Genomic DNA, 26,109 nt, shown 5'->3' with positions numbered 1-26,109 from the left:
TGACCTCCCGCTGCCGGTTACTTCAGCAGCTTATCCAGCATGTTGATATCGGTATTGTTGTGCAGATGCGGCACCGTCCAGCCGTTCTGGTCGTACTCGGACAGGCAGCGATCCACCATCGCCATCATTTTGTCCATGTTGCCGGAGCTTTGCGCCTGACGCAGGCACTGCAGGCGAATCTCATCCTGGCTACCGGAATAGTTGATTTCATACAGCTCATGGCGGCCGCCGAATTCGCTGCCGATCGCGTCCCACATCAGTTTGAGGATCTTGATACGCTCGACGTGATCCATACCGTTCGATCCGCGCACGTATTTCGCCAGGTATTCGTTGATCTGCGGGTTGTTGAGATCGCGGGCGCTGGACGGCAGGTAGATCAGGCCGCTGGTGACGCTGCGCTCGATAATGTTTTTGATTTTGGCGTAGGCCATCGGCGCCATCACGCGGTAGGTTTGCAGCGCGGCGTGATCCGGCAGATACGCGCCGTTGACCCACGGCGTCGCTTCGGCGCACATTGAATCGCTCAGCGCCCAGAACATATTGCGCCAGGCCACCACTTCGCCGAGCTCGGCCTGCACGCCGCGGAACTCAAGGGTGCCGGTACACTCCAGCGAGCGTTTCAGCAGGGCGGTGATGAAATCGAGCTTCACCGCCAGGCGCACGCAGGCCTGCAGCGGATACATGCGGGCGAAGCCGCCTTCCATCGTCCAGCGGCGGCAGCGGTCGAAGTCGCGATAGATCAGGACGTTTTCCCATGGGATCAGCACGTTATCCATCACCAGGATCGCATCATTTTCGTCGAAGCGGCTGGAGAGCGGATAGTCGTACGGCGATCCGGTGGCGCCGGCGACCAGCTCATAGGAGGCGCGGGAGATAAGCTTAACGCCTTCGGCATCCATCGGCGCGACGAACATCAGCGCGAAGTCGGGGTTTTCGCCCATCACCTGCGCCGAGCCGAAGCCGATCATGTTGTAGTGGGTCAGCGCCGAGTTGGTGGCCACCACCTTCGCGCCGCTGACGATGATCCCAGCGTCGGTCTCTTTCTCCAGCTTGATATAAACATCTTTCACTTCATCGGCGGGCTTATGGCGATCGATCGGCGGGTTGACGATGGCGTGGTTAAAGTACAGGCCGGTTTCCTGGATGCGGGTGTACCAGTCGCGGGCGTTCTGCTCGAACTGGCCGTAAAATCCCGGGTTCGCGCCGAGCGCGCAGCCGAACGCGGCCTTGTAGTCCGGGGTGCGGCCCATCCAGCCGTAGCTCAGGCGCGACCATTCGGCGATAGCGTCGCGCTGCTGGCGCAGGTCATCGGCGCTTTTCGCCACGCGGAAGAACTTGTGGGTGTAGCCGCCGCTGCCGGTGTCGGTGCCCCAGCACAGGGTATCCTGCAGCTCGGGTTTATGCAGCGCGTCGTACATTTGGGCGACGGAGGCGGCGGCGTTGCGGAACGCCGGATGGGTGGTCACGTCTTTAACGCGTTCACCGTAAATATAGATTTCGCGGCCGTCCTGCAGGCTCTTCAGGTACTCTTCACCGGTTAACGGGCGCTTGGTATCTGCACGGAAGTTTTCAGGTTTCATAGGTGACCTCTTCAGTATTAATCGGAATGCGATGTTAAATTTATGTTTTGTTTTTGTTGTTCAATTGAAGCGGTTAACGCGGCTTTCGTGAAGAGACTTTTAGGTCAACGGTCGGTACTTTTCAGGCGGGATTGGGTTATGTGATCGGGGTCGGTTTTTCTATTTTCCGGCCTGGCTCCCCGGTGAACCGGGCGATAAGTCAGCGCGGGTTTTGAATTTGTAGCCGAACAGATGCGCGGCATCGCCTGCGGGACATTCAGCGACTCTGCGCTCTGCTCCCGGGGGCGGCGCTTGACGCGCCTTGCCCGGGCTACGGGTTCACCGCCGTCTGCGGGCCGGTAGCCCGGACAGATGCGCAGCATCGCCTCCGGGACGATCCTAAGACACCGGTACTTTTTGCGTTCTGAACGCGCTCGGCGAACAGCCCGTCAGGCGGTTAAAAAAGCGGGCGAAATAGGCCGGATCCTTAAATCCCAACTGCCAGGCTATCTCACCGATCGTACTGTCGGAGAAGAGCAGTAATCGCCTGGCCTCGCGCAGCTGCCGGTCGAAAATCAGCCGCTTGGGGGGGCGGTTGGCGAAGCGGCGGCAAATATCGGTTAACCGGGATTCGGTCAGATGCAGCTCGCAGGCGTAATCTGGTACCGTCCAGTGCTGGTGGTAGTGGCTGTCGATCAGCTGGTTAAACCGCTGGAACAGCTTGAGCTCGCCGCGTATCCCGCTGGCCGCATGGTCGTCAAGCTTCGCGTTGCGCAGCAGCAGGGTGAACACCGCCTGCGCCAGCAGCGTCAGGGTGTGTTCCCGCCCCGGCAGCTGCGAGGTCGATTCTCGTTCAATCAGCCGCCAGTAGTGCGCCAGCGCCGCCAGCTCCTCGGGCTTATCGGCCAGCGACAGGCAGATGCCCGGCAGGCCGAAGGCCTCCCGGGTGCCGGGGTACAGCACCTCCAGCAGCGGCCAGACCAGATCCTCGCGCACCGTCAGCACGTGACCATCGCTATCGGACTCGGTGATAAAAGCGTGTGGCACCGAGGGCGGGGTCAGGACAAACAGCGGCGCCTGCACCGAATAGCGATGATCGTCGAGCTGTAGCTCAATCTGCCCGGTATCGAGAAAGTGCATCTGAAAATACTGGTCGTGGCGGTGCGCCTGCATATCGCGGCCAAAGAACTCCGCCATCCGGGCAAACGATTGATAATGCACCTCTTCCGTCCCCAGACTCTCATCGTACTCTTTATTCATATCGATATTGGTAACAGGGCTCTGGCACATAGCGGCTCCTTACGGCGTCGCGCGCGGACGCGATCCTTTCATCGGAATCGCCCAGATAATCACCGCGCCGATGACCAGCAGGGCGGCGACGAACCACAGGCCGCTGCTAAAGCTGCCGGTAATATCCTTCAGCCAGCCGATCATAAAGGGGCTGAGCGCCGATCCGATATTGCCGGTCGCGTTGATCACCGCGATGCCGATCGCTCTGGCGCGCAGGCTGATCGACTGATCCGGCGTGGTCCAGAAAATGGCCATCGCGCTAAACGATCCGGTGGAGGCCATCACGATCCCGAACAGTTGGATCAGACTGTGATCGGTGGCCGAGGCCAGCAGCCAGCCCGCGGCGGCGAACAGGAACGGCAGGGCGGTGTGGTGCTTACGCTCCTGGTATTTATCGGAGTGGCGGCTCCAGTAGATCATCCCGAGAATGGTACAAATCTGCGGGATCGCCGCCAGCAGGCCGATGGTGATATTGCTGCTGCTTTCGTTAAAGCTTTTGAGGATCTGCGGCGTCCAGATGCTGATCGCGCTGAGCGTATTGGTCAGGCAGAAATAGGCCAGGGTGTACATCAGCACGATCGGCGTGAACACTTCCCGCCACAGGCTGCGCTGCTGCATGGCGTGATGGCTGATCGCCCCTTCCGGCTGGACCAGCGTCAGGCGGTCGTTATCCATCATCTCCTGCAGGCATTTTTTGTCTTCCGCGGTCAGCCACTTGGCCTTCGACGGCGAATCATCAAGCCAGAACCAGACCATAATGCCGAGCAGCACCGACGGGAAGCCTTCCAGCAGGAACAGCCACTGCCAGCCGTGCAGGTTGAGCAGGCCGTCCATCGACAAGATATAGCCGGAGACGATTGACCCCAGCGCGGTGGTGACCGGCATCGCGATCATAAACAGCGCGTTGGCGCGGGCGCGGAAAAAGGCCGGGAACCAGTAGGTTAGATAGAGCAGAATGCCGGGCAGAAAACCGGCCTCGGTGATCCCTACCAGCATGCGCAGGATATAGAGGCTGTTCGGACCGGTCGCGAACATGGTGGCGGTGGAGGCGATGCCCCACAGCACCATGATGGTGGCGATCCAGCGGCGGGCGCCGACGATGCTGAGCATCACGTTGCTCGGAATGCCGAAAATGACGTAGGTAGCGTAAAACAGGGTGGTGGCAAGGCCGAACATGGTAGCGTTAAGGCCCAGATCCTGCCCCATGGTCAGCCCGGCAAAGCCGATATTGATGCGATCTAAAAACGAAAAGATAAACAGCACGAACAAAAACACGATCAGGCGGCGAAAGAGCTTGTTGATAACCGACTGCTGCTGCGCCGTCAGCTGCTTGTGCTGATTAGCCGGATCGAACTTTTCCGGGATGGCAGATGATGTATCGCTCATTATCATTTTCCTCTAATGGGAATTTTGTAGGGTACTGCGGGTTGCCGGGTAAGCGCAGCGCCACCCGGCGTTAATAGACGCCTGATGAACCCTGGGCGGTTTTTTCCGCGCCAAATCGCGCCGCCAGCGCTTCCGCGCCGCGGGCCAGCAGGGTGGTATCGACGCCGACGGCGACAAACAGCGCGCCGAGCTCCAGGTAGCGCTTCGCCAGCGGCTCGCTGGCCATCAGGATCCCCGGCGCTTTGCCCGCCGCGCGAATTTGCGCGATGGCGCGCTCAATGGCGGCCTGCACTTCCGGATGCTGCGGGTTGCCGCTGAAGCCCATATCGGCGCTCAGATCCGCCGGGCCGATAAACACGCCGTCGACGCCCTCGACATCGAGGATCTGCGGCAGATTGCTGAGCGCTTCGCGAGTTTCGATCTGCACCAGCACGCACATCGCGTCGTTGGCCTGATGGAGATAATCCGGGACGCGGTTCCAGCGCGAGGCGCGGGCCAGCGCGCTGCCGACGCCGCGAATGCCGGCGGGCGGATAGCGGGTGGCTTTCACCGCCAGCCGCGCTTCATCGGCGTTTTGCACCATCGGCACCAGCAGGGTTTGGGCGCCGATATCCAGCAGCTGTTTGATCTGCACCGGATCGTTCCACGACGGACGGACCACCGGCTGGCTGGGGTAAGGAGCGATCGCCTGCAGCTGGGCCAGTATCGTCTGCACGCTGTTTGGCGCATGCTCGCCGTCGATCAGCAGCCAGTCGAATCCGGCCCCGGCCAGCAGCTCGGCGCTGTAGCTGCTGGTCAGCCCCAGCCACAGGCCAATCTGCGGTCTACCCGCTTTTAAGGCGTCTTTAAAGGCGTTATTCATCATGTTTCTCCTAGACAAACCGGCAGCTGATCGCGCCCATATTGCCGTAGTCGACGTGGAAGGTGTCGCCCTTGCGCGCCGGTACCGGACGCGTAAAGGAGCCGCCGAGAATAATCTGTCCGGCTTCCAGCTGGACGTCGTACGGCGCCAGCTTGTTCGCCAGCCAGGCCACGCCGTTGGCCGGGTGATTCAGCACCCCCGCAGCGACGCCGGTCTCTTCAATCACGCCGTTGCGATAGAGCAGAGCGGAGATCCAGCGTAGGTCCAGCTCGTCGGGTTTAATCGGTCGACCGCCAAGGATCACCCCGGCGTTGGCGGCGTTATCGGAAATAGTGTCGAAAACTTTACGCGGACGCTGGGTTTCCGGATCGATGTTGTGGCAGCGGGCGTCAATCAGCTCCAGCGCCGGGATCACGTAGTCGGTGGCGTTATACACGTCGAACAGCGTGCAGTTGGGGCCGCGCAGCGGTTTGGCGAGCACGAAGGCCAGCTCCACTTCGATACGCGGGACGATAAAGCGGTCGGTGGGGATATCGCCGCCGTCGTGGAAAAACATATCGTCCAGCAGCGCGCCGTAGTCCGGCTCGCTTATCTGCGAGCTGGCCTGCATCGCTTTTGAGGTCAGGCCGATTTTATGCCCTTTCAGCACGCGGCCTTCGGCGATTTTCATATTTACCCATTCGCGCTGTACGGCGTAGGCGTCTTCGATGGTGATCGTCGGGTGATCCAGCGAGATGGCGCGGATCTGTTCACGCTGTTTTTCCGCCTGGTTCAACCGCTGGGCGATCAGGGTATGGGTATGTTTATCGAGCATAGTCGCTTCCTGTTACGTCTTTCGGTGCTGCTGCGCCGGGTGGCGACGCTGGCGCGTCTTACCCGGCCTGGGGTTTTGTGGCAGTGCTTGTTTTCTCCCTCTCCCTAACGAGGAGAGGGGACTGGCCGGGCGCACGCTATTTAAACAAGGCGTGCACGTTGTTCTGCTTGTAGTTCAGCGTCGGGTGCAGTTCATCGAGCTCAAACGACAGCGCCAGGTAGCGGCTCTCCATTAGCGCGGCGAAATGGGCTTTGATCAGCGTGAACAGCATATCGCCCACGTCCTGGCGGCTCTCCAGGCTGCGCCCGGCGCCAATCTTCAGCGTCATATGCACAAAGGCATAATCATGCTGGCCGTCGGCCATCTGCCAGGTATCCAGCCAGATGGCGCGGCTGCGAATGCCGCCGATGGGAAAGATGCCGGTCGCCGCCAGCGCGTCGTTCACTTTGCTGAACAGATCCGGTAAATCAGCCTGTTCCCGGATGTTGTCGGTACATTCAGCGATAAAATGCGGCATTCTGCGCTCTCCTTAAGCCGTTTCCGGCAGCGGGAACACGGCGTTGACCTGGCCGGTGCCGGAGCTGGCGAACAGCTCGGTGATAAATTCCACTTTGCCGTCGTATTTATCCCAGCCCAGCAGGCCCAGCAGCATCACCGTGTCGTGCATATTGCCTTCGCCGTAGCAGTAGTCGGCGTACTCCGGCAGCATGGTGCAGAACTCCTTGAATTTACCCTCGCGCCACAGCTTCACGACCCGCTCATCCATCTGATGATCGAACTCGCGGGTATAGCTATTCATCCCCTCTTCGGCACGCTGATCGTCGATAAAACGATGTGAGAGCGAACCGCTGGCCAGCACCGCTACGGTGCCGTCATATTTCTCGATAGCTTTACGAATGGCTTCGCCCAGCTTGCGGCTGTCGGCGAAGTCGTGAACGGTACAGAAGGCGGAGATCGACACCACTTTGAAGTGCTTATCGGCGTTCATGTAGCGCATCGGCACCAGCGTGCCGTACTCCAGCTTAAGGCTCGGGATGTTGTGCGCTTTAGCGCGGACGCCGAGCTTGACCGCTTCGTCGGCGATCAGGTGGCCGAGCTCCGGGTTACCGTCGTAGTCGTAGGTCATGTCGCGGATAAAATGCGGCAGCTCGTTGCTGGTATAGACGCCCTGGAAATGGTCGGCGCAGTTAATGTGGTAAGCGCTGTTGACCAGCCAGTGGGTATCAAAGACGATGAAGGTATCGACGCCGAGTTCGCGGCACCGCTTGCCGATTTCCTTGTGCCCGTCGATGGCTCCCTGACGACAGCCGTGGTTTTTACCCGGCAGTTCAGAAAGATACATCGACGGTACGTGAGTGGTTTTTGCTGCTAACGCTAACTTTCCCATATCAGACTCCCCATTTTGGGATCGGATGGTCGCCCATCGAGATGCAGACGTTTTTCATTTCAGCGAACACTTCAAAGCTGTATTCGCCGCCTTCGCGGCCGGTGCCGGAGGCCTTCACGCCGCCGAAAGGCTGACGCAGGTCGCGGACGTTCTGAGTGTTGACGAACACCATTCCGGCTTCGATGCCGCGCGCCAGGCGCAGCACTTTGCTGACGTCCTGGGTCCAGATATACGAGGCGAGGCCGTACTCCACGTCGTTGGCCAGGCGCAGACCTTCCGCCTCGTCTTTAAACGGCAGCAGACAGGCTACCGGGCCAAAAATCTCTTCCTGCGCCACGCGCATGCGGTTATCGACGTCCGCCAGCACCGTGGGCCGCAGGAAGTTGCCGTTTCTCAGATGGGCGGGCAGATCGGTCGGTTTATCCGCGCCGCCGGCCAGCAGGGTCGCCCCTTCTTCAATGCCGAGGCGGATATAGCCGGAGACTTTCTCCCAGTGCTGCTGGCTAATCAGCGCCCCCACTTGGGTGTTCGGGTCGGTCGGGTCGCCGACGCGCAGGCGGTTCGCCCGCTCGGCGAAGCGTTTAACGAACTCGGGGTAGATGCTCTGCTGAATAAAGATGCGTGAGCCGGCGGTGCAGCGTTCGCCGTTGATCGAGAAGATGGTGAACAGCGCGGCGTCGAGGGCGCGCTCAATATCGGCGTCTTCGAAAATCAGCACTGGCGATTTGCCGCCCAGCTCCATGGAGTACTTTTTCAGCCCGGCGTTTTTCATGATGTTGCGCCCGGTGGCGGTACCGCCGGTGAAAGACACCGCGCGCACGTCATGGTGGCGGACCAGCGCATCGCCCGCTGTCGCGCCGTAGCCCTGAACCACGTTCAGCACACCCGCCGGAATACCCGCTTCCAGCGCCAGCTCGCCAAGACGGTCGGCAGTTAGCGGCGACAGTTCGGACATCTTCAGCACCGCGGTATTACCCAGCGCCAGGCACGGCGCCACCTTCCAGGTCGCGGTCATAAACGGCACGTTCCACGGCGACACCAGCGCGCAGACGCCGACCGGCTGCACGAGGGTATAGTTGAGCATCTTGTCGTCAACCGGGTAGGTCTTGCCGTTCATCTGCTGGCACACCTCGGCGAAGAACTCGAAGTTATGCGAAGCGCGCGGGATCAGCACGTTTTTGGTCTGGTGGATCGGCAGACCGGTATCGGCAGTCTCCATGGCGGCGATCTCCGGGACGTTCTGATCGATCAGATCCCCCAGCCGGCGCATCAGACGCGCGCGCTCTTTCATCGGCAGATTGGCCCATTTCGGGAACGCCTCTTTCGCCGCGGCCACCGCCTGATTCACCTCGTCGGCGCCGCCGGAGGCGACCTCCGCCAGCACTTCGCCAGTGGCCGGGTTGGTGGTGTGGAAATAGTCGCTTCCGGCGACGTTTTTGCCGTTGATCCAGTGGTTAATTTTTTTCATGACAGCTTCTCCTCATATGCCTGCTGGCTGATGATGTGGTTGACCAGACGGCCGACGCCCTCCACTTCGACGATCACTTCATCGCCCGGCACCACGTCCGATAGCCCTTTAGGCGTGCCGGTGGCGATCATGTCGCCCGGCTGCAGGGTCATAAATTCGCTGAGGTAAGCGATCAGGAACGGAATGCTGAAGATCAGATCGGCGGTGGTGCCCTGCTGGCGTAGTTCGCCGTTGACCCAGGTGCACAGCGCCAGGTTATGCGGATCCGGGATCGCCTCTTTGCCGACGATCCACGGGCCGATCGGCGTCAGGGTGTCGCGGCTTTTGACCCGCAGGTTGGGGCGATAGTAGTTTTCCAGGTAGTCGCGGATGGCGTAATCGTTGCAGACGGTGTAGCCGGCTACGTACGCCATAGCGTCGGCTTCGGCGACCTTACGCGCGGTTTTGCCAATCACCACCACCAGTTCCGCCTCGTAATGCATGTACTCGACGTTATCCGGGCGCACTGATTCCTGCCGGTGGCCGATAAAGGTGTTGGGCGCTTTGATAAATACCAGCGGCTCCGTTGGCGGCGTAAACGCCAGCTCGCTGGCGTGATCGGCGTAGTTCAGGCCCAGCGCGAACAGGGTGCCGTTGGCTGGCGGCAGCCAGCGAAACTCGCCTTCCTTAAGCAGACTGCCGTTGGCGAGCTTGACCTGACCGCGTTCATTAACCTGGACATCGTGCCGCTGTCCTTGCCACTCAATACGTGCTCGTCTCATGCCAGCTCTCCTTCAGCAACCACCGGGTTTTCCAGCGCCGGGAAGCCCTCGGCGAGAAGGCGTACGCGATCGCCGGGGCGCAGCGTAACGCGAGTGTGGGGCGTACCGATCAGAATCGCATCGCCGGGATTGAGGGTGGCGAATTCGCTCAGGGCGCTTAGCAGCTCGGCGGCGGAGCGCTGAAGATCGGCGGTATTCCAGCTGTCCGCTTCGCGACCGTTGATTTCGGTGATGATGGTCAGGTTATCGACGTTGCTGAGCGGCGCGAGGGCGCCCAGCGGGCAGAAGCCGTCGCGGCATTTGGCTTTGATGGCCGGACGATAGAAGCTCTCTTCCGGCAGGCTGATGTCGTTGGCCAGCGCGTACCCGGCAATATAAGCCGCAGCGTCTTCGGCGGCGACTTTGCGCGCGGTGTTACCAACGATCAGCGCCACGGTGGCGCCGCTCTGCACGGTTTCACCGTCCGGATAGGGGATACTCTCGCCGTCGCCGATAACGGTGTTGCGCGGTTTGATAAACCAGACCGCGGTCTTCGGCGGGGTTTTATAGGGAGCCTGTTGGAACGCTTCGCGCCAGGCGTCGAGCTGGCTGCGGTGGTTAAGCGCCACGGCGAAGATGGTGCCTTTCATTGACCACTCCTCTGCTGCAGATTTGGGAATAACGAATTTCATTAATATGTTAATGATCATCTTTTATGCTTTGCAGGAAGGTTTGGCAAACAGAAGTGAATGTTTTGTGATCGGATTAACAATATATTTACAGAATTTTAATTTTTATGTTTTAAATCAAATAGTAATGAAATTTCTTTGTACCATCTGGTACTTTTCAAAGACAGAAACCGGTTGCCTTCTGCGGCAATTAAGGCTAATTATTAACTTATTAACAGATGAGGAATTTCATTCAGAGGTATGTGATGCATGATTCGTTAACTATCGCGCTGCTGCAGGCGCGGGAAGCGGCGATGGCCCACTTTCGGCCCATTGTTAAACGCCATAATCTTACCGAGCAGCAGTGGCGTATCGTGCGGATCCTCGCCGAAAATCCGTCGATGGATTTTCACGACCTGGCCTTTCGCGCCTGTATTTTACGCCCGAGCCTGACCGGCATCCTGACCCGTATGGAACGCGACGGCCTGGTACTGCGCTTAAAGCCGGTTAACGATCAGCGCAAGCTGTACGTTTCGCTGACCCCGGCGGGCCTGAAGCTGTATGAAAGCGCCCAGGCCCAGGTCGAAGAAGCCTATCGCCAGATAGAAGCCGAGTTTACCGTCGAAAAAATGCGCCAGCTTACCGCGCTGCTGGAGGAGTTTATCGCCCTGGGGAATGGAACGCGGGGCGAGGAAGAGGCGTAATGCGTTGTCCGCGCGAAAAACATCCCGGAGGCGGTGCTGGCGCACCTGTCCGGGCTACGGTTCACCGTCTGGTAGATACTGTGAACGCCTGCAACTCTTTTCACCACTGTCATCTTCTCCGGCTCCCGGATGACAGGCACAACAACGACAGCGACATCCCGCGCTGTCGTTTCATCCGGCACGCTTTCTTACGCTATCAACAGCTCATGCTGTGACGCATCGAACGCCTTTCCTGACTTCAGTACACCGTACGCCACCTGCGCCAGCTTTCGCATCATCGCCCCTATGATGACTTTCGCACGCTTACCATTCCCTTCCAGCCTTTTCCTGAACGCTTTTCCCCACGCCGTATGGTACAGCGCCGATAACGCTGGCATGTATAGCGCTTTGCGCAGATGAACCGGTCCCGCTTTGCTCATCCGGCTCGCCCGCATCACGCTGCTGCCTGACTCATGCTGCACCGGCGTCAGTCCTGCATACGCCGCGAACTGCCGCGCTGTACCGAACTTCAGTTTCAGGCCCGTATACGCCAGCAGAACCGCCGCCGTTTTCTCTCCGATGCCCGGGATACTGTTCAGCAGCTTCCGCCGTTGTTTCATATCCGGGTCATTATCCGTCAGGTCTTTTATCTGTTTTTCGATACGCGCCAGCTCCGCGCTCAGACACCCCAGCAGGATATCAATGCTGGTCAGCTGAACTTCCGGCGCGGTTTCCCGCCGGTTTTTCTCCTGTGTCTGCATCTCTGTCAGCGCCTGATGGCGTAACACCAGGGCTTTCAGTGCCCGCTCTGTCGGATGGGGGGCCTCCCAGGCTGGCGGGCGTTTTTCCCGGCAGAAGTGAGCCAGCATACGGGCGTCCACTTTGTCGGTTTTACTGCGCAACCCCTCACTCTGTGCGAAAGCTTTACTGAGGGCGGGGTTGATGACGGACACGGTATACCCGGCATCACTCAGATGCGCGGCCGCGTCTTCCATGTAGGTGCTGGTGGATTCCATGCAGACATGGGCACGGTTCACATCATGGCCGCGAAGCCAGCGGACCAGCGCTTCATGCCCGGAGAGGGTATTGTCAAATTTTTTACAACGATGCCGGCCATCAGGGCGAAGAATATCGACATCCAGTTTAGCTTTGGCGACATCAATACCGATGAAGTGGAGTTCATTTTCCATAGTGAAACCAACCTTGCGAATACGGGTTACCGGTGAAAGCCGGTCCATGATACTGTCCGGTTTATCACATGAGAAAGAACGGCGGTCCGGTGCAAAGGATCTACGGAACAGGCGCGAAAGCCTAAGCCCGGACACGGCATCCGGACCGCCATCAGAGAGAACTGGCCGGTTCTTTCTGACGGGTTAATCATACAAGCCCGGACAGGCGCAGCGCGCCGCCTCCGGGAGAAGGCGTTCTTCAGAACAGGGTATCCAGCTCTTCCAGCACGTTATACTGCTCATCCACCAGCAGCAGGGTTTTCCATTTATCAAACGTCAGGCACGGGTGCGAGGTGCCGAACACCAGAATATCGCCGACCTGCACGTCGCTGCCGGGCGCGAGGCGCAGCATACAGTGCTGATCCATGATCCCGACGCTTTCGATCCCCTCTGCGGACAGCCGCTCGCCGTTGCGATACCGGGCGATCGGCTGCGGCAGCCCGGCGTCGAAGGCGCAGTCGCGTTTACCGAAGTTGACCACCGCGCGATCCGCTTCCGGCACCGACTGGACCATCGCCATCAGCTCCAGCGCCGAGGTTAAATCGCCGCCCAGATCGCAGGCGATCGGATCGCGCGCCACCAGCGCTTTTTGCGCGATATCGTAGATCCCCCGGTCGTGGGTGATATAGCAGCCGGGGCGAATGACGATTCGGCACCGCCCCGGCTTCTGCGCCGCCAGCCAGATATTGCACACCACGTCATACCAGACGGTGCCCGCGCCGGTCAGCACAAACTCCCCCTCAACCAGATGCTCCATCCGGCAGGCCAAATCGGCGGCCTGGCGCAGCAGCACTTCCACCTGCGGCTGCGGATCGTCGCCGTGCAGCACCCCTTCATACAGTTCGAGACCGCGCAGCTTGAGGCCAGGAAGGTCCGCGACGGCCTGCGCCAGGGTTAGCGCATCGTCAACGCTGCGGCAGCCGCAGCGCCCGCCGGCCACGCCCAGCTCAATTAGCACGTCCAGCGTTTGCCGGCGTTCGCTGAAAAAGGCCGACAGCGCGCGGGCGTTGGCGAGGCTATCGATACAGCAGATAAAATCCGCCGCCCGGTAATGCGCTTTCAGCCGCGAAACCGCCTGCATATTCGCCCTGCCGACCAGCTGATTGACCATCAGGACGCGCTCAACCCCGCTGGCCATCGCCGCGCCAGCCTGCCAGGCGCTGCCTGCGCCGATCCCCCATGCGCCCGCCCGCTGCTGGGCCTGAAAAATCCACGGCGTCATCGTCGTTTTGCCGTGCGGCGCCAGCGAGACGCCGCGCGCGTCGGCATAGCGCTGCATCCAGGCGATGTTATTCTCCAGCGCCGTTTTTTTCAGCAGCGCGGCAGGGAGGCAGACCTCCTCCGCCAGCAGATTCGCCGGGGCGGACATGACGGCGGCCTTATGCGGAATCAGCGTATCTTGATGGTATTTCATAACATTATCCTTTCAGGGTTTATGCTCGGATTAAAGCTGGGTATCAATTATAATTAATTGAAAAATATATATTTATTTACTTTATTTCGTTATTTATGAATAAAAGTATCATAATTTGATCTGATTTTTGCGTAGTTTTCCACTGTTTTTCCGCCTTGTAAATGGTTAACTTGTCGGCAGAGTTGAAAGGGAGTAATTGCGATGAAAGTTAACTGGCTTTTCAAAAACGTCACGGTCATTGACGGCAGCGGCGGACCGCAGTTTCGCGGCGACGTGGCGGTGAAGGGCGATCGAATTGTGGAAGTGGCCCCGGCGCTAAACCTGCCGGCGGAGCAGGTGATTGACGGGCAGGGGCGCGTGCTGGCGCCCGGATTTATCGATGTGCATACCCATGACGACATTAACGTCATCCGTATGCCGGCCTATTTGCCCAAGCTGAGCCAGGGGGTGACGACGGTGATTGTCGGCAACTGCGGGATCAGCGCGGCGACGGCGACCCTGCGCGACGGCGTGCCGGACCCGATGAACCTGCTGGGCGAGCAGGAGCACTTTATTTACCCCACCGTGGACGCTTACGCCCACGCGGTGGAGGCGGCAAAGCCGTCGTTGAACGTTGGCACGCTGATTGGCCATACCGCGCTGCGTAATAATCATATGGACGATCTGTTCCGCCCGGCGACCGAAAGCGAAATCGCCGGGATGCGCGTCCAGCTGCGCGACGCGCTGCGCCAGGGCGCGCTTGGCCTGAGCAGCGGGCTGGCCTACGCCAGCGCGTTTCAGTCCACCACTGAAGAGGTGATGGCGCTGGCCGAGGAACTGGCGGCAGAGGGGGGAATTTATACCACCCACCTGCGTTCGGAGTTCGAGCCGATTCTGGATGCGCTCGACGAGGCGTTCCGCATTGGCCGCCACGGCAACGTGCCGGTGGTGGTCTCGCACCACAAGTGCGCCGGCGCGAAAAACTGGGGTCGCACGAAGGAGACGCTGGCCTTCTTTGATGAAATGCGCCAGCGCCAGGAGATCGCCTGCGACTGCTACCCCTATTCCGCCAGCTCATCGACGCTGGATATGAAGCAGGTGACCGATGAGTTCGACATCGTCATCACCTGGTCGAAAGCGCAGCCGGAACAGGCCGGGAAAACCCTGCAGCAGATTGCCGACGGCTGGCAGGTTAGCCTGCATGAGGCGGCGGCGCGGCTGATGCCCGCCGGGGCCATTTACTACAACATGGATGAGCAGGACGTACGGCGGGTACTGCGTTATCCGGTGACGATGATCGGCTCTGACGGTCTGCCGAACGATCCGATGCCGCACCCGCGGCTGTGGGGCGCTTTCCCTCGGGTATTAGGCCACTATAGCCGCGATGAAAGGCTGTTTCCGCTGACCACCGCTATTCACAAAATGACCGGGCTGTCGGCGGCGCGTTTCCAGCTCGCCGATCGCGGGCTGGTGAAAGTGGGCTATTTCGCCGATCTGGTGCTGTTCGATCCGCAGACGGTGCGCGATGTCGCCAGCTTCTCCGACCCGAAACAACCGGCGGACGGTATTGAGGCGGTGATGGTCAACGGCGTGATGAGCTACGGCAGCGATAAAAAGATTATCGGGCGTGCGGGGCGTTTCCTGCGCCGCCAAATGAACTGAGGAGTGAAAGATGAGTATTAAACGTTATGGCGTGGAAGGCGGTACCGGCACCGGCGGGCAGCATCTGCCGTTCGCGCGCGCGGTGGAGGCGGGAGGCTGGCTGTATGTCTCCGGTCAGACGCCGATGAAGGATGGTGAAGTGGTGGAGGGCGGGATTGTCGAGCAGTCGCGGCTGGCGATTCAGAACTGCGTGGATATCATGAACGAAGCGGGCTACAGCCTGGCCGACGTGGTGCATGTCAAAGTGATCCTCACCGATTCGCGCTATTTTCAGTCGTTCAATAAAGTGTTCCGCGAGTTCTTTGCCGACAACCCGCCTGCCCGTATCTGCTGCGTCGCGGACCTGGTGGTGGATTGTAAAGTCGAAGTGGATGTGACCTGTTATAACGCGGCTCGCGTATAAAAATTTATTCATCAGAAATATAAACAGAATTTTGAGCGCTGAATTCATTCAGCGCTCCGTAGCCTTTTACCTTTTACCTACTCAACTGGCAGGATGTGAATTATGAATAGTCATATCTTTTTAGTCGGCTTTATTATTTACGCGTTGGCCATGATTTGGCTTGGCTGGTACGTGTCGCGTAATCAAAAAAGCGGTGAAGATTTTTTACTCGGCGGCCGTTCCCTACCGCTTTTTCTGACGCTGGGTTCCACCGTGGCGACCATGGTGGGAACCGGTTCAAGCATGGGCGCCGTAGGCTTCGGCTACAGCAACGGCTGGGCCGGCATGCTGTACGGCGTGGGCGGGGCGATCGGTATTCTGCTGGTGGCCTGGCTGTTTGCGCCGGTGCGTAAACTCCGTTTTATGACCATGAGCGAGGAGCTGTCGTATTATACCGGCGGCAGCCATTTAATTAAAAATATCGTCGGCATAATGATATTTATTGCCTCGATTGGCTGGCTGGGGGCGCATATTCTTGGCGGCAGCATGTATTTATCCTGGGCGACGGGAATAAATCTGACGCTGGCAAAAATTATTATCGCTCTGGCTTTTGCGATTTACGTCATCATCGGCGGTTATTCTGCGGTGGTGTGGACGGATACCATTCAGGCATTAATTCTGTTTTTCGGTTTTATTCTGATGGCGATTCTGGCCGTGGTTCACGTGGGGGGATGGGATGCCATTGTTCAGGCGATGGATCCTAAGGCGATGAGCCTGTTTGCCGTTGACAAGCTCGGGGTGATGCCAGCGCTATCGCTGGCGATGATCATCGGCGTCGGCGTACTGGCGACCCCTTCCTATCGTCAGCGTATCTACTCGGGGAAAGACGTCTCTTCGGTGCGCCGCTCGTTTGTCTATACCGGCGTGCTGTATCTGTTTTTCTCGGTGCTACCGGCGATTATCGGCATGGCGGCATGGACGATGAACCCCCATCTGGAGAACAGCAATTACGCCTTCCTGTTCGCGACCAGCTTCCTGCCGGCGATGCTGGGGCTGGTGGTGCTGATTGCCGGGCTTTCCGCCACCATGTCTTCGGCCAGCTCCGATGCGATAGCCGCCGTCGCTATTATGATGCGCGATGTTTATACCCTCGTTACCGGGAAAATGCCCCCGGCAGATAAAGCCATTACGCTGTCGCGCTGGATGCTGGCGTTTGTTATCGGCCTGGCGATGATCTTCGCCCTGACCTCGAACGATATCATCAGCTATATCACCAAAATGATCTCCATGCTGATGTCCGGGCTGTTCGTCTGCTCGATTCTGGGCCGCTTCTGGCTGCGCTTTAACTGGCAGGGCGCGTTAACCGCGCTGCTGAGCGGCATGGTGGTCTCTCTTGTGGTTCTGATTAAGGCCGACTGGCTGGCTTACTGGGGCAACCCGTGCATACCGTCGGTCGTCGGCAGCTTCGTTTCCGCCGTTTTTGTCACGTTAATGACGCCTGCCAGCAAAATCAGCCGTCAGCAAGCGCTGGAGATGATTACCCTGGAGCGGGAAGGGCAGGCGGCGCCGGCGAAAACGGCGGTGGCGCAGGCCTCAGGAGAAGCGCAATGAGGGACTATATTGCCGTCGACTGGGGCTCCACCCAGCTGCGCGGCTGGCTGATTCGCAACGGCCAGTGCGTCGAAACGAAGCAGCTGCCGCTGGGCATCACCCGCCTGAACGGGCGGGCGCCCGCCGACGTATTCGAGGAGCATTTGGCGCCCTGGCGCGGCGCGGAGACGCTGCCGGTGCTGATGGCCGGGATGATCGGCAGCGATGCCGGCTGGCAGGCGGTGCCCTATCTTGCCTGCCCGGCGGCGATTGACGCGCCGGGGCAGCAGCTTTGCGCCGTGGCCGAAGACGTGTGGATTATTCCCGGCCTCAAGATGGACCAGGCCGGAGATTACAACGTGATGCGCGGCGAAGAGACGCAGCTGCTGGGGGCCTGGCAGCTGGCGCCGGCGGAGTGTTACGTGCTGCCGGGCACCCACTGTAAATGGGTGCAGATGGAGGACGGCGCGGTGCGCCATTTTGTCACGGCGATGACCGGGGAACTGCATCATCTGCTGATGACGCAGTCGCTGCTCGGCAAAGGGCTACCGGCCCAGCAGCCGGACGAGGCGGCGTTTGAGCGGGGGCTGGAAAAAGGGCTGGCGCAGCCGTCGTTGGTGAGCGAACTGTTTGTCGCCAGGGCCGCCAGGGTACTCGGGGCGCTGGCGGCGACCTCGGTCAGCGACTATCTCTCCGGCTTGCTGATTGGCGCGGAGGTGGCGGTCATGGGCCAGCGTTACCGCCCCTCTACCGTCACGCTGGTCGGCGACCCGGCGCTGAACGCCCGCTACAGTCGGGCGATGAGGGCGCATGGAATGACGGTTAACCGCTGCAGCGGCGATGAGGCATTGCTGAACGGCATGGCGAGGATAATGCATGGACACGATTAAACTGGTGGCGATTTTACGCGGCATCCGCCCCGCTGAGGCGGCGGAGCATATTGCGACGCTGGTGGGCGCGGGCTTCCGCTATATTGAAATCCCGCTTAATTCACCGGACTGGCGGCAGAGCATTCCGCAGATGGTCGCGCGCTTTGGCGAACAGGCGGTGATTGGCGCGGGCACGGTGCTTAAGGTTGAACAGGTCGATTTTCTGGCCGACGCCGGGGCGAAGCTTATCGTGACGCCGAATACTCAGCCGGAGGTGATTCGCCGGGCGGTGGCGCGCGGAATGCGGGTCTGCGCCGGATGCGCCACGGCGACCGAGGCGTTTAGCGCGCTGGACGCCGGGGCGCAGTGGCTGAAGATTTTCCCGTCTTCCGCATTCGGCCCGGACTACATTCGGGCGCTGAAAGCGGTGCTGCCGCCGGAGGTACCGGTGCTGGCGGTCGGCGGCGTGACGCCGGAGAATCTGGCGAGCTGGGTGCGGGCGGGGTGCGCCGGCGCCGGTCTGGGAAGCGATCTTTATCGCGCCGGGCAGGCCGTGGAGCGTACCCGTCAGCAGGCGGAGAGGTTTATCGCCGCCGCCCGCTGCGGTTAATCGCCCAGCGGCTGCCGGTCGACGCCGCCGCGGTGGCTGTCGAGCGCCAGCTTAATGCGGCGCAGTCTGCCTTTTGCCTGGGTCTTGTTGGCCATCGCCAGTTCGGTGGCCAGCACGTCAACCATCGCCAGCATCGCATAGCGCGAAGTGCTGGGCTTGAAGATATAGTCGTTTTCGCGCACCAGCAGCGGCAGCACCAGATCCGCCTGTTCCGCCAGCGGCGTTCCGGCAGGGGTAATCGCAATCACCTTCGCGCCGTACTGGCTGGCAATCGCCGCGCTTTCAATGATTTCCTGGGTATAGCCGCCTAAGGACAGCACGATAACCACATCCTTTGGCGTTACCGCCGAGCTCATCATACGCACCAGCAGACCGTCATTCTGGCTGACCACCGGCAGGCCGAGGCGAAACAGGCGATACTGGATCTCCTGGGCGCAGATGGTGGAGCCGCCGCCCATCCCGAGGGCGAGGATCTGCCGCGAGTCGCTCAGCCAGCTCACCGCACGCTTCAGCGCCTCAAGATCCAGCGCCCGCCGGTTGGTCTCCAGCACGCCGATGATCGACTCGTAGATCCCCTGTACGCCTTCAAGGTCCGGCACATCGAGGATAAACCGCTGCCCGACCGCGAGGGATTGCGCGAGCTTCATCTTCAGCTCGCGGACGTCTTTGCAGCCCAGCGCCCGGGCAAAGCGGGTGACCGAGGCCTGGCTGGTATGGGTCAGACGCGCCATCTCCGCGATGGGCAGCGCCGCCGCCGCCGCGACATCATCGAGAATAAACTGCGCGATGCGCTTTTCGGTCGCCGTCAGTTCAACAAAGCGATCGGTAATGCAGGAAATGATATCGATTGGCGAGGACATACGGGTATCAACGGGTTAATTTGGAATGATACTTTGTACCATATTCAGACGCTGAAAGCAGCGACGAAGGCTACAGCGCTAAGCGCATGGCGCAGCGCGTTTCCGGCGCTAGCCCGTGTTCCGTCTCCAGATCTCTTTTCGCCGCCAGCCCTGCCGGTAGCCTTAGCTCGTTCAGCATTGAAAATCCGAGGCGCGTGTAGAACGGCGCGTTCCACGGCACGTCGCGGAAGGTGGTGAGCGTGACCGCCGGATACGCCGCCTGACGGGCTGTCGCTATAACCTGCTCCAGCATCATGCGGCCAACGCCTCGCCCCTGCCACGCCTGATGGACGGCGATCTCCACGATAAACAGCGCATCGTCCAGCGGTTCGGTCAGCACGAAGCCGATCGGGTGTTCATCGGCTACGGCCAGCAGGCTGTGGTCCGTTTCGAGAAACAGCCGGTGACGCTCGGGGCTTATCACATCGCTTTCCGCCAGCCATGCCAGCGCCGGGATCTGGCGAAAAGCCTGGGCCGCCGAGCGCTCAATCGCAGGCAGGAGGGGAATATCGTTCTCCTCAGTCAGGCGTAACGTCGCGGCGGCGGTTATAGTGTTAGTTTTCATCACCTCAGCATAGCAGCCTCCGGGAGAAATGTATGGAGCTTACCGCCGTTCCCGCCACCCAGTTCAGCATTGAGCAGCTGACGACGATCCTCTGCGACTGTTTCGAAGATTATCTCGTTCCCGTCACGCTGTCGGTGGAGGTTTTTGTCCAGCGTTTTAGCGCCGAAGGGCTGAGCCTGCTGGATTCTCGCGTCTGGCTGGATGGTGATGTCCCCGCCGCGATGGCGGTCGTCGCCCGACGCGGCGATGAAGCCCGGCTGGCGGCGTTCGCGGTGCGGCCCGCGTATCGCGGAAAGGGCGTTGGCCGCCGGCTGATGACGCCGCTTATCGACGCGCTGCGCGCGCAGGGCGTACGGCGGATGTGGCTGGAGGTTATCCGCGACAACCATGCCGCGGTGGCGCTGTATCAATCGCTGGGCTTCGAGGTGCGGCACGGGCTGTGCGGCTATCTGAGCGCGCAGGCCGCGAGCGGGGAGTCATCCGTATTGCAGGAGTATGACGTGCTGGCGCTGACGCGCAGGGCCGGCGCCGAGATTAACGGCCAGCTGCCGTGGCTGATGGACCCGCTAACCTTCAGCACCCTCCCGTGCCGGGCGTTGAGCCTTCATCAGCAGGCTTTCGCCGTGCTGGCGACCTTATCCAGCAGGCCGCAGCTGCAGTTTTTATGGGTCGATCCCGCCGCCCGCGGGCGCGGGCTGGGACAGGAAATGTTGAGGGCGCTCGCCCAACGCTTTCCCGGCCTCGGGACGTCGGTGACCATCCCGGAGCGCTTTACGCCGCTGTTTCACGCCGCCGGCTATACGCCCATGGCATTAAAACAGTATGAGATGAGCGCGGCCTTGAGCGCCCTGCCGTCGGCAGGGCGTTAAGATTCAGCCGTTACGCGGGTCGCTAATCGGCTGTCGGACCAGGAAAATATAGGCCAGCGCGCCGAGGGCGGTCACGCAGCCGCAGATAATCAGCGCCAGCTGGAATGAATGGGTGGTATCGACGATAAACCCGGTCACCACCGGCGCAAAGGAGGCGCAGATAAAGCTGGCGAAGTTCTGGATGCTGCCGACGGACGCGGTCATCCTTGAGGCCACCGCGACGTGAATCAATCCCCAGCAGGAGGTGCCGGCAAAGTGGATGCAGAACAGCGCCATACCGATTAACAGCACCGCGACGATAGAGGTGGTGGCCTGCGGCACAACAAGGGTAAAGGCGGCGGAGCAGAACATCCCGGCAATAATGCAAATTTTGCGGCTTTTGATCGGCGCCATGCCGCCTTTGACCAGCCAGTCGGTGACGTAGCCGTTGATGAGCATCCCGGCGGCGCCGAACAGGAAAGGAATGGCGGCCATAAAACCGGTACTTTTCAGATCGAGATTATATGCCGTTTGCAGGTAGCCCGGCAGCCAGGCCAGATACAGCCATGCGGTATAGTTGATGCCGCTGAAGCCCAGCATCATTCCCCACATGGTTTTGTTTTTAAACAGGCTGCGCCATTCGGCAAAGCTTAGCGGGTCGCGGCGAACGTTGACGCTCCCGGCGTTAAGGTAGGCCTGCTCGTCGGCGGTGAGAGCGATATCCTCCCGGTTGCGATAGAGCATATACCAGCCGATAGCGACGAAGATCCCCAGCAAGCCGATGGTGATAAACATCCCGCGCCAGCCCATCATCAGCATCATGGCGGCCAGGATTGGCGGGCTGATGGCGACGCCAATGGTCGACGCGGCGTTAAAGAAACCCATCGGGCGGCCGCGCTCTTTAATATTAAACCAGTCGTTGATCACCTTGACGCCGCAGGGGTTCATCGGCGCTTCGCCGATCCCCATGCCGATACGCACCAGCACGAACTGGGTAAAGCTGTGCACCATTCCGGAGACCGCCTGAAACAGCGACCAGAAAAACATACCCAGCCCGAGCATGATGCGCGGACCTTTACGGTCCAGCAGCGGCCCGCAGGGGAGCTGGGCGATACCGTAGGCCAGCGAGAAAACGGACAGCAGCGCCCCGATTTCGGTGGCGCTCAGCCCCAACTCCTCGCGAATCGTTAAGTTCGCGACGGACAATGAACTTCTGTCGAGGTAGTTGATTACCGCCGCAAGAAATAACAGGATCATTGCCGTTGTCTGAATTTTTTTAATGCGAGTGCTACGCGTTAACGTATTATCTAACGGAACTGAAATCGTCTCCGCTTTCCCTTTTTTAAAGGTTGTCTGCGGGTCGATAGTTATATTTTGTTGTTCCACGCCTGACTCCTGGCTATTCTATTTGAACGACAAGTGACATCGAATGGTTTAAACACCACCCACCTATTTCACAGTAAAGTAAGTCGACTTGTTTTCAGCATAAATAACCTTTTTTACGGCATTGGTTTATGTTTTGAGATTTGTGCTGCTGATAATCATTTTCTGTTTTTAATCGGTACTTAATGAGCCAGGGATTCGCTCTGTTTGAGCGAGTTAATCATCGATTGCTTCGCCGAGTTCAGGTGGTTACGCAGCGCCAGGTTGGCGTCCAGATCGCTGCGGCAGATGAGGGCGCTGAGGATGGTCATATGTTCATCAATGGCGATGATATTGCGCTGTTTAAGATCGCTTTCATCCCACTGATAGTGAAAGTGGAAGATCACGGAAATAATTTCAAGTGATTGATTAAAAAATATATTTTCCGCAGCGGACAGCAGCAGCGTATGAAAGTCGCGATCGAGCTGCGAAAACATACGAAAGCTGTCGCCGATGCTGTCCCGCAGGGCGCGATGGCGCTCAAGCAGGGTTCTGGCCTGCAGCCAGCGGGCGTCGTTATCCGGCAGGTTGAGGAAGTGCTGAAGCGCGTGGGTTTCCAGCATTTCCCGCAGTTCGAACAACTGCTCGGCCCAGGATAACTCAAACTTCTTCATGTTCCACTGGCCGCGCTTTTCGCTTTCAATCAGGTTGTAGCGGCTGAATTTCAACAAAAACTCTCTGACCACCACCGGGCTGACGCCCGCCGCCCGCGCCAGCTGTAGCTCGGAGAACATCTCCCCGGCGCGCAGTTGGCGCTGGTTGATCATGGTGAAAAACGCCTGTTCGAAGAGACGATTCTGTTCGGCCAGCGAGGCGCTGGCGCCATCGAAGCCGTCCTGCACCTCCGGCTGGCGGAGGATCTGGTAATCCTGCTTGACCTGGTGCAGCACGCCGCGCTCGCATAAGTGGCTGAGGATGTGGCGCACGGTGGTGCGGCTGATGTTGTACATCTCCGCCAGCGCGCTTTGTGAGGGTAGCGGCGAGGGGAGAAAGCCGCGCGCCATATCGTTAATGACCTGGTTAATGACGTTGTGACGAAGATTTTGCGAGCGGCTCATAATAGGTTTCCTGTTTTTTCGCTATTAAAGCCGGATTTAAAACAGTTTTGTGCGCGAGATTTCACAATTTTTGCAATGAATTTATTCTCACCTCTGTTTTTCATCGATATCTAAGCCAACAAATACGGAGGCAATTATTATGACGTCGATGAATACGCTAGTGTGTCAAGAACCCAAAAAATTTCACTGGGAAAAACGCCAGATTCCCATTCCCGGTGACGATGAGGTTCTCATTAAAATAAAAACGGTGGGGATTTGTGGCACGGATATTCACGCATGGGGCGGCAATCAACCTTTTTTTAGCTATCCGCGCGTTCTTGGTCATGAAATATGCGGCGAGATAATCGGGCTTGGTAAAAATATTCTTAATCTGAAAAGCGGCCAGCAGGTTGCCGTCATTCCCTACGTCGCCTGCCGCCAGTGTCCGGCCTGCCTGAGCGGCCGGACAAACTGCTGCGAGAAGATTTCCGTTATCGGCGTGCATCGGGACGGCGGGTTTAGCGAGTACCTCAGCGTGCCGGTCAAAAATCTGCTGGTGGTGGATGACGTCGAGCCGGAAGCCGCGGCGCTGATTGAACCCTTCGCCATCAGCGCCCACGCGGTGCGTCGCGCCGCTATCCGGGCGGGAGAGCAGGTGCTGGTGGTTGGCGCGGGCCCCATCGGCCTTGGGGCGGCGGCTATCGCCAAAGCCGACGGGGCGCAGGTGGTGGTGGCGGACACCAGTCCAGCGCGGCGCGAACACGTGGCGCAGCATCTCGGCCTGAGCACCCTCGATCCTTCCGACCCGCAGTTTATCGAACAGCTGTGCGCAGCCTTCGGCGGTTCTCTGGCGCAAAAAGTGATCGACGCCACCGGGAATCAGCATGCGATGAACAACACGGTGAATTTAATCCGCCACGGCGGCAGCATCATATTCGTTGGCCTGTTTAAAGGTGAACTGCAGTTCTCAGACCCGGAATTTCATAAGAAAGAGACCACCATGATGGGCAGCCGCAATGCGACGGAAGAGGATTTTGCCAAAGTCGGGCGGCTGATGGCCGAGGGGAAAATCACCGCCAGGATGATGCTGACCCACCGTTACGATTTCAGATCGCTGGCGGACATTTACGAAAGCGAAGTGATTAATAATCGCCAGCTGATCAAAGGCGTCATTCATTTTTAGCAGGTAAACTCATGAAATCGTTAAACAGACAAGATTTTCCCGGGCCGCAGTACCCGACGCGCGCGATTCAGTTCGGCGAGGGCAACTTCCTGCGGGCGTTTATCGACTGGCAGCTGGATCTGTTGAATGAGAAAACCGATCTGGCGGCAGGCGTAACCATCGTTCGCCCGATCAACACTGAGTTTCCGCCGTCGCTCAATACCCAGGACGGACTCTACACCACGGTGATCCGCGGGCTGGACGAACGCGGCGAGGCGGTGAGCGAGGCGCGGATTATTCGCTCCGTAAACAATGAAATTAACCCCTGGCAGGATTTTGCCGGCTATCTGGCGCTGGCTCGAAATCCGGCGATCGCGTTCGTATTTTCAAATACCACCGAAGCGGGCATCAGCTATCACGCCGGAGACCGGCCTGACGATAAGCCGCCGGTGAGTTTCCCGGCGAAGCTGGCCCAGCTGCTGCTCGAACGGTTCCGCCATTTCAACGGCGCAGCGGATAAGGGCTGGACGATTATCCCGTGTGAGCTGATTGACTACAACGGCGAAGCGCTGAAGGCGCTGGTGCTGCGCTACGCCGAAGAGTGGCAATTGCCCGCGGCTTTTCGCGACTGGGTTGAGACCGCCAATACGTTTTGTTCAACGCTAGTTGACCGCATCGTCACCGGCTACCCGCGTGATGAAGCAGAAAAGCTGGAGGCGGAGCTGGGCTACCATGATGCTTTCCTCGATACCGCCGAATATTTCTGGCTGTTCGTTATCCAGGGACCGCGGGCGCTGGCGGAAAAGCTGCGGCTTGACCGCTGCCCGCTCAATATTCATATCGTAGAGGATATCCGGCCCTACAAAGAGCGCAAAGTCGCCATTCTTAACGGCGCGCACACCGCGCTGGTCCCGGTGGCGTGGCTGTGCGGCGTGGATACCGTCGGCGAAGCGATGCGCGACGAAGCCATTCGCCACTATGTGCAGCAAACCATCGACGAGGAGATTATCCCGGCGCTGGATTTGCCCGCCGATGAGCTACGCCAGTTTGCTGATGCCGTTACCGGACGCTTTCTCAACCCGTTTATCCGCCATCAGCTGCTCTCCATCGCCCTGAACGGGATGACCAAGTTTCGCACCCGGATCCTGCCGCAGCTGCTGGCGAATACCCGCCAGCATGGCGTCATTCCGCCGCGCTTAACCTTCGCCCTGGCGGCGCTTATCGCCTTCTACCGCGGCCAGCGTGACGGGCAGACGTATCCGTTACAGGATGATGACGTCTGGTTAACTCGTTTTGCTGAAGGGTGGGCACAGGTGGCCCAGGGCCGCCCGCTGGGTGAGCTGGTGACGGAGGTTTTGCAGGATACCGCGCACTGGGGTGAGGATCTGACGGCAATACCGGGGCTTGCCGAACAGGTCACGCGGTATCTGGAAGTGATTTTGAGCGCGGGGATGCGGGAGGCCCTGTCGCGGCTGTAGTCGGTTTGTTGTGCGGCGCCCGCGGATTTGGGCGTCGTTTTTTTTTTGTGCTCTGAACCGCAAAAAATGAATTAAGCGCCAACGCCTGGCGGATTTCCCGCATCAT

General features: G+C 59.4%; 23 protein-coding genes and 2 pseudogenes. 9 read left to right on the top strand and 16 right to left on the bottom strand.

Features of this window, described 5'->3' with window-relative positions; genetic code table 11:
* Positions 1 to 17 precede the first annotated feature (17 nt).
* The 9 genes and pseudogenes from hpaB to GUC22_RS27645 all read right to left on the bottom strand — a co-directional run bounded on the left by hpaB (position 18) and on the right by GUC22_RS27645 (position 10,156).
* The gene (gene hpaB, locus GUC22_RS23490) at positions 18 to 1,580 is read right to left on the bottom strand and encodes a 4-hydroxyphenylacetate 3-monooxygenase, oxygenase component (RefSeq protein ID WP_004133179.1); all 1,563 of its coding nucleotides are present in this window, start codon (positions 1,578 to 1,580) and stop codon (positions 18 to 20) included.
* Between the two features lie 378 nt (positions 1,581 to 1,958).
* Positions 1,959 to 2,849 carry a 4-hydroxyphenylacetate catabolism regulatory protein HpaA gene (gene hpaA / locus GUC22_RS23485; protein WP_024360426.1) on the bottom strand — a complete coding sequence of 297 codons (891 nt, stop codon included), beginning with the start codon at positions 2,847 to 2,849 and terminating at the stop codon, positions 1,959 to 1,961.
* A gap of 9 nt (positions 2,850 to 2,858) precedes the next feature.
* Complete coding sequence (gene hpaX / locus GUC22_RS23480; protein WP_049130517.1) at positions 2,859 to 4,235, bottom strand: 4-hydroxyphenylacetate permease; 1,377 nt, start codon at positions 4,233 to 4,235, stop codon at positions 2,859 to 2,861.
* A 70-nt stretch (positions 4,236 to 4,305) separates the two neighbouring features.
* The gene (hpaI, locus tag GUC22_RS23475) at positions 4,306 to 5,097 is read right to left on the bottom strand and encodes a 4-hydroxy-2-oxoheptanedioate aldolase (RefSeq protein ID WP_004133176.1); all 792 of its coding nucleotides are present in this window, start codon (positions 5,095 to 5,097) and stop codon (positions 4,306 to 4,308) included.
* Positions 5,098 to 5,107: 10 nt separating this feature from the next.
* Complete coding sequence (gene hpaH / locus GUC22_RS23470) at positions 5,108 to 5,911, bottom strand: 2-oxo-hept-4-ene-1,7-dioate hydratase (protein WP_024360424.1); 804 nt, start codon at positions 5,909 to 5,911, stop codon at positions 5,108 to 5,110.
* A gap of 136 nt (positions 5,912 to 6,047) precedes the next feature.
* Positions 6,048 to 6,428: a 5-carboxymethyl-2-hydroxymuconate Delta-isomerase gene (locus tag GUC22_RS23465; RefSeq protein WP_049086533.1), complete on the bottom strand. Its 381-nt coding sequence runs from the start codon at positions 6,426 to 6,428 to the stop codon at positions 6,048 to 6,050.
* 12 nt (positions 6,429 to 6,440) lie between these two features.
* Positions 6,441 to 7,298: a 3,4-dihydroxyphenylacetate 2,3-dioxygenase gene (gene hpaD, locus GUC22_RS23460; RefSeq protein WP_004133172.1), complete on the bottom strand. Its 858-nt coding sequence runs from the start codon at positions 7,296 to 7,298 to the stop codon at positions 6,441 to 6,443.
* A 1-nt stretch (position 7,299) separates the two neighbouring features.
* On the bottom strand, positions 7,300 to 8,766 hold the full coding sequence (gene hpaE, locus GUC22_RS23455) for a 5-carboxymethyl-2-hydroxymuconate semialdehyde dehydrogenase (RefSeq protein ID WP_024360422.1): 1,467 nt from the start codon (positions 8,764 to 8,766) through the stop codon (positions 7,300 to 7,302).
* Positions 8,763 to 10,156: pseudogene (locus GUC22_RS27645) on the bottom strand (fumarylacetoacetate hydrolase family protein). Before GUC22_RS27645 ends, hpaE begins: the two are co-directional and overlap by 4 nt.
* Positions 10,157 to 10,440: 284 nt before the next feature.
* Between GUC22_RS27645 and hpaR the strand changes: the two are divergent.
* Complete coding sequence (gene hpaR, locus GUC22_RS23440) at positions 10,441 to 10,878, top strand: homoprotocatechuate degradation operon regulator HpaR (protein WP_004133165.1); 438 nt, start codon at positions 10,441 to 10,443, stop codon at positions 10,876 to 10,878.
* Positions 10,879 to 11,066: 188 nt separating this feature from the next.
* Here the strand turns inward: hpaR and GUC22_RS23435 are convergent, their stop codons facing one another.
* The 3 genes and pseudogenes from GUC22_RS23435 to GUC22_RS27640 form a co-directional block, all read right to left on the bottom strand.
* Positions 11,067 to 12,047 (bottom strand): IS110 family transposase, encoded by a 981-nt coding sequence (locus GUC22_RS23435; RefSeq protein WP_154945130.1) that lies wholly within the window; start codon positions 12,045 to 12,047, stop codon positions 11,067 to 11,069.
* A 238-nt stretch (positions 12,048 to 12,285) separates the two neighbouring features.
* On the bottom strand, positions 12,286 to 13,500 hold the full coding sequence (locus GUC22_RS23430) for an amino acid deaminase (RefSeq protein ID WP_160183792.1): 1,215 nt from the start codon (positions 13,498 to 13,500) through the stop codon (positions 12,286 to 12,288).
* A gap of 76 nt (positions 13,501 to 13,576) precedes the next feature.
* A pseudogene (locus GUC22_RS27640) lies at positions 13,577 to 13,724 on the bottom strand (hypothetical protein).
* Between GUC22_RS27640 and GUC22_RS23425 the strand changes: the two are divergent.
* The 5 genes from GUC22_RS23425 (at position 13,702) to GUC22_RS23405 (ending at position 18,592) form a co-directional block, all read left to right on the top strand.
* Entirely contained in the window at positions 13,702 to 15,141 is a 1,440-nt protein-coding gene (locus GUC22_RS23425) for an N-acyl-D-amino-acid deacylase family protein (protein WP_160183791.1), read from the top strand. The pseudogene GUC22_RS27640 and the gene GUC22_RS23425 overlap by 23 nt on opposite strands.
* 10 nt (positions 15,142 to 15,151) lie before the next feature.
* Positions 15,152 to 15,544: a RidA family protein gene (locus tag GUC22_RS23420; RefSeq protein ID WP_004134199.1), complete on the top strand. Its 393-nt coding sequence runs from the start codon at positions 15,152 to 15,154 to the stop codon at positions 15,542 to 15,544.
* Between the two features lie 102 nt (positions 15,545 to 15,646).
* Complete coding sequence (locus GUC22_RS23415) at positions 15,647 to 17,134, top strand: sodium:solute symporter family protein (RefSeq protein WP_160183790.1); 1,488 nt, start codon at positions 15,647 to 15,649, stop codon at positions 17,132 to 17,134.
* Entirely contained in the window at positions 17,131 to 18,003 is an 873-nt protein-coding gene (locus tag GUC22_RS23410; RefSeq protein WP_049088594.1) for a 2-dehydro-3-deoxygalactonokinase, read from the top strand. The genes GUC22_RS23415 and GUC22_RS23410 overlap by 4 nt, the downstream gene beginning before the upstream one ends.
* Positions 17,990 to 18,592 carry a 2-dehydro-3-deoxy-6-phosphogalactonate aldolase gene (locus GUC22_RS23405; RefSeq protein ID WP_049130532.1) on the top strand — a complete coding sequence of 201 codons (603 nt, stop codon included), beginning with the start codon at positions 17,990 to 17,992 and terminating at the stop codon, positions 18,590 to 18,592. The genes GUC22_RS23410 and GUC22_RS23405 overlap by 14 nt, the downstream gene beginning before the upstream one ends.
* Here the strand turns inward: GUC22_RS23405 and GUC22_RS23400 are convergent.
* Positions 18,589 to 19,452, bottom strand: a complete 864-nt coding sequence (locus tag GUC22_RS23400; RefSeq protein WP_154933517.1) for a MurR/RpiR family transcriptional regulator — start codon at positions 19,450 to 19,452, stop codon at positions 18,589 to 18,591. The genes GUC22_RS23405 and GUC22_RS23400 overlap by 4 nt on opposite strands.
* A 70-nt stretch (positions 19,453 to 19,522) precedes the next feature.
* The gene (locus GUC22_RS23395) at positions 19,523 to 20,056 is read right to left on the bottom strand and encodes a GNAT family N-acetyltransferase (protein WP_004134206.1); all 534 of its coding nucleotides are present in this window, start codon (positions 20,054 to 20,056) and stop codon (positions 19,523 to 19,525) included.
* A gap of 32 nt (positions 20,057 to 20,088) precedes the next feature.
* On the opposite strand from GUC22_RS23395, the gene GUC22_RS23390 reads away from it, so the two are divergent.
* The gene (locus GUC22_RS23390; protein WP_004134207.1) at positions 20,089 to 20,925 is read left to right on the top strand and encodes a GNAT family N-acetyltransferase; all 837 of its coding nucleotides are present in this window, start codon (positions 20,089 to 20,091) and stop codon (positions 20,923 to 20,925) included.
* Positions 20,926 to 20,928: 3 nt separating this feature from the next.
* Here GUC22_RS23390 and GUC22_RS23385 read toward each other — a convergent pair whose 3' ends face one another.
* Together GUC22_RS23385 and GUC22_RS23380 are read right to left on the bottom strand one after the other, a co-directional pair.
* Positions 20,929 to 22,290 carry an MFS transporter gene (locus tag GUC22_RS23385; RefSeq protein WP_004134208.1) on the bottom strand — a complete coding sequence of 454 codons (1,362 nt, stop codon included), beginning with the start codon at positions 22,288 to 22,290 and terminating at the stop codon, positions 20,929 to 20,931.
* A 179-nt stretch (positions 22,291 to 22,469) separates the two neighbouring features.
* Entirely contained in the window at positions 22,470 to 23,384 is a 915-nt protein-coding gene (locus tag GUC22_RS23380; RefSeq protein ID WP_004134209.1) for a GntR family transcriptional regulator, read from the bottom strand.
* Between the two features lie 139 nt (positions 23,385 to 23,523).
* On the opposite strand from GUC22_RS23380, the gene GUC22_RS23375 reads away from it, so the two are divergent.
* Positions 23,524 to 24,546, top strand: a complete 1,023-nt coding sequence (locus tag GUC22_RS23375; protein WP_004134210.1) for a zinc-binding alcohol dehydrogenase family protein — start codon at positions 23,524 to 23,526, stop codon at positions 24,544 to 24,546.
* Between the two features lie 11 nt (positions 24,547 to 24,557).
* Positions 24,558 to 26,003, top strand: a complete 1,446-nt coding sequence (locus GUC22_RS23370) for a tagaturonate reductase (protein WP_004134211.1) — start codon at positions 24,558 to 24,560, stop codon at positions 26,001 to 26,003.
* Positions 26,004 to 26,109 lie beyond the last annotated feature (106 nt).

It is taken from the genome of Klebsiella sp. MPUS7, assembly GCF_009905335.1.
Taxonomy (GTDB): domain Bacteria; phylum Pseudomonadota; class Gammaproteobacteria; order Enterobacterales; family Enterobacteriaceae; genus Klebsiella; species Klebsiella grimontii.
Note: the sequence above shows the minus strand (reverse complement) of the source record. Positions and strands in the feature narration are given on the sequence as shown.

Excerpts from the sequence above, each read along its gene's own strand:
- hpaB (WP_004133179.1), bottom strand. The coding sequence starts at position 1,580 with ATGAAACCTGAAAACTTCCGTGCAGATACCAAGCGCCCGTTAACCGGT.
- hpaA (WP_024360426.1), bottom strand. The coding sequence starts at position 2,849 with ATGTGCCAGAGCCCTGTTACCAATATCGATATGAATAAAGAGTACGAT.
- hpaX (WP_049130517.1), bottom strand. The coding sequence starts at position 4,235 with ATGAGCGATACATCATCTGCCATCCCGGAAAAGTTCGATCCGGCTAAT.
- hpaI (WP_004133176.1), bottom strand. The coding sequence starts at position 5,097 with ATGAATAACGCCTTTAAAGACGCCTTAAAAGCGGGTAGACCGCAGATT.
- hpaH (WP_024360424.1), bottom strand. The coding sequence starts at position 5,911 with ATGCTCGATAAACATACCCATACCCTGATCGCCCAGCGGTTGAACCAG.
- GUC22_RS23465 (WP_049086533.1), bottom strand. The coding sequence starts at position 6,428 with ATGCCGCATTTTATCGCTGAATGTACCGACAACATCCGGGAACAGGCT.
- hpaD (WP_004133172.1), bottom strand. The coding sequence starts at position 7,298 with ATGGGAAAGTTAGCGTTAGCAGCAAAAACCACTCACGTACCGTCGATG.
- hpaE (WP_024360422.1), bottom strand. The coding sequence starts at position 8,766 with ATGAAAAAAATTAACCACTGGATCAACGGCAAAAACGTCGCCGGAAGC.
- hpaR (WP_004133165.1), top strand. The coding sequence starts at position 10,441 with ATGCATGATTCGTTAACTATCGCGCTGCTGCAGGCGCGGGAAGCGGCG.
- GUC22_RS23435 (WP_154945130.1), bottom strand. The coding sequence starts at position 12,047 with ATGGAAAATGAACTCCACTTCATCGGTATTGATGTCGCCAAAGCTAAA.
- GUC22_RS23430 (WP_160183792.1), bottom strand. The coding sequence starts at position 13,500 with ATGAAATACCATCAAGATACGCTGATTCCGCATAAGGCCGCCGTCATG.
- GUC22_RS23425 (WP_160183791.1), top strand. The coding sequence starts at position 13,702 with ATGAAAGTTAACTGGCTTTTCAAAAACGTCACGGTCATTGACGGCAGC.
- GUC22_RS23420 (WP_004134199.1), top strand. The coding sequence starts at position 15,152 with ATGAGTATTAAACGTTATGGCGTGGAAGGCGGTACCGGCACCGGCGGG.
- GUC22_RS23415 (WP_160183790.1), top strand. The coding sequence starts at position 15,647 with ATGAATAGTCATATCTTTTTAGTCGGCTTTATTATTTACGCGTTGGCC.
- GUC22_RS23410 (WP_049088594.1), top strand. The coding sequence starts at position 17,131 with ATGAGGGACTATATTGCCGTCGACTGGGGCTCCACCCAGCTGCGCGGC.
- GUC22_RS23405 (WP_049130532.1), top strand. The coding sequence starts at position 17,990 with ATGGACACGATTAAACTGGTGGCGATTTTACGCGGCATCCGCCCCGCT.
- GUC22_RS23400 (WP_154933517.1), bottom strand. The coding sequence starts at position 19,452 with ATGTCCTCGCCAATCGATATCATTTCCTGCATTACCGATCGCTTTGTT.
- GUC22_RS23395 (WP_004134206.1), bottom strand. The coding sequence starts at position 20,056 with ATGAAAACTAACACTATAACCGCCGCCGCGACGTTACGCCTGACTGAG.
- GUC22_RS23390 (WP_004134207.1), top strand. The coding sequence starts at position 20,089 with ATGGAGCTTACCGCCGTTCCCGCCACCCAGTTCAGCATTGAGCAGCTG.
- GUC22_RS23380 (WP_004134209.1), bottom strand. The coding sequence starts at position 23,384 with ATGAGCCGCTCGCAAAATCTTCGTCACAACGTCATTAACCAGGTCATT.
- GUC22_RS23375 (WP_004134210.1), top strand. The coding sequence starts at position 23,524 with ATGACGTCGATGAATACGCTAGTGTGTCAAGAACCCAAAAAATTTCAC.
- GUC22_RS23370 (WP_004134211.1), top strand. The coding sequence starts at position 24,558 with ATGAAATCGTTAAACAGACAAGATTTTCCCGGGCCGCAGTACCCGACG.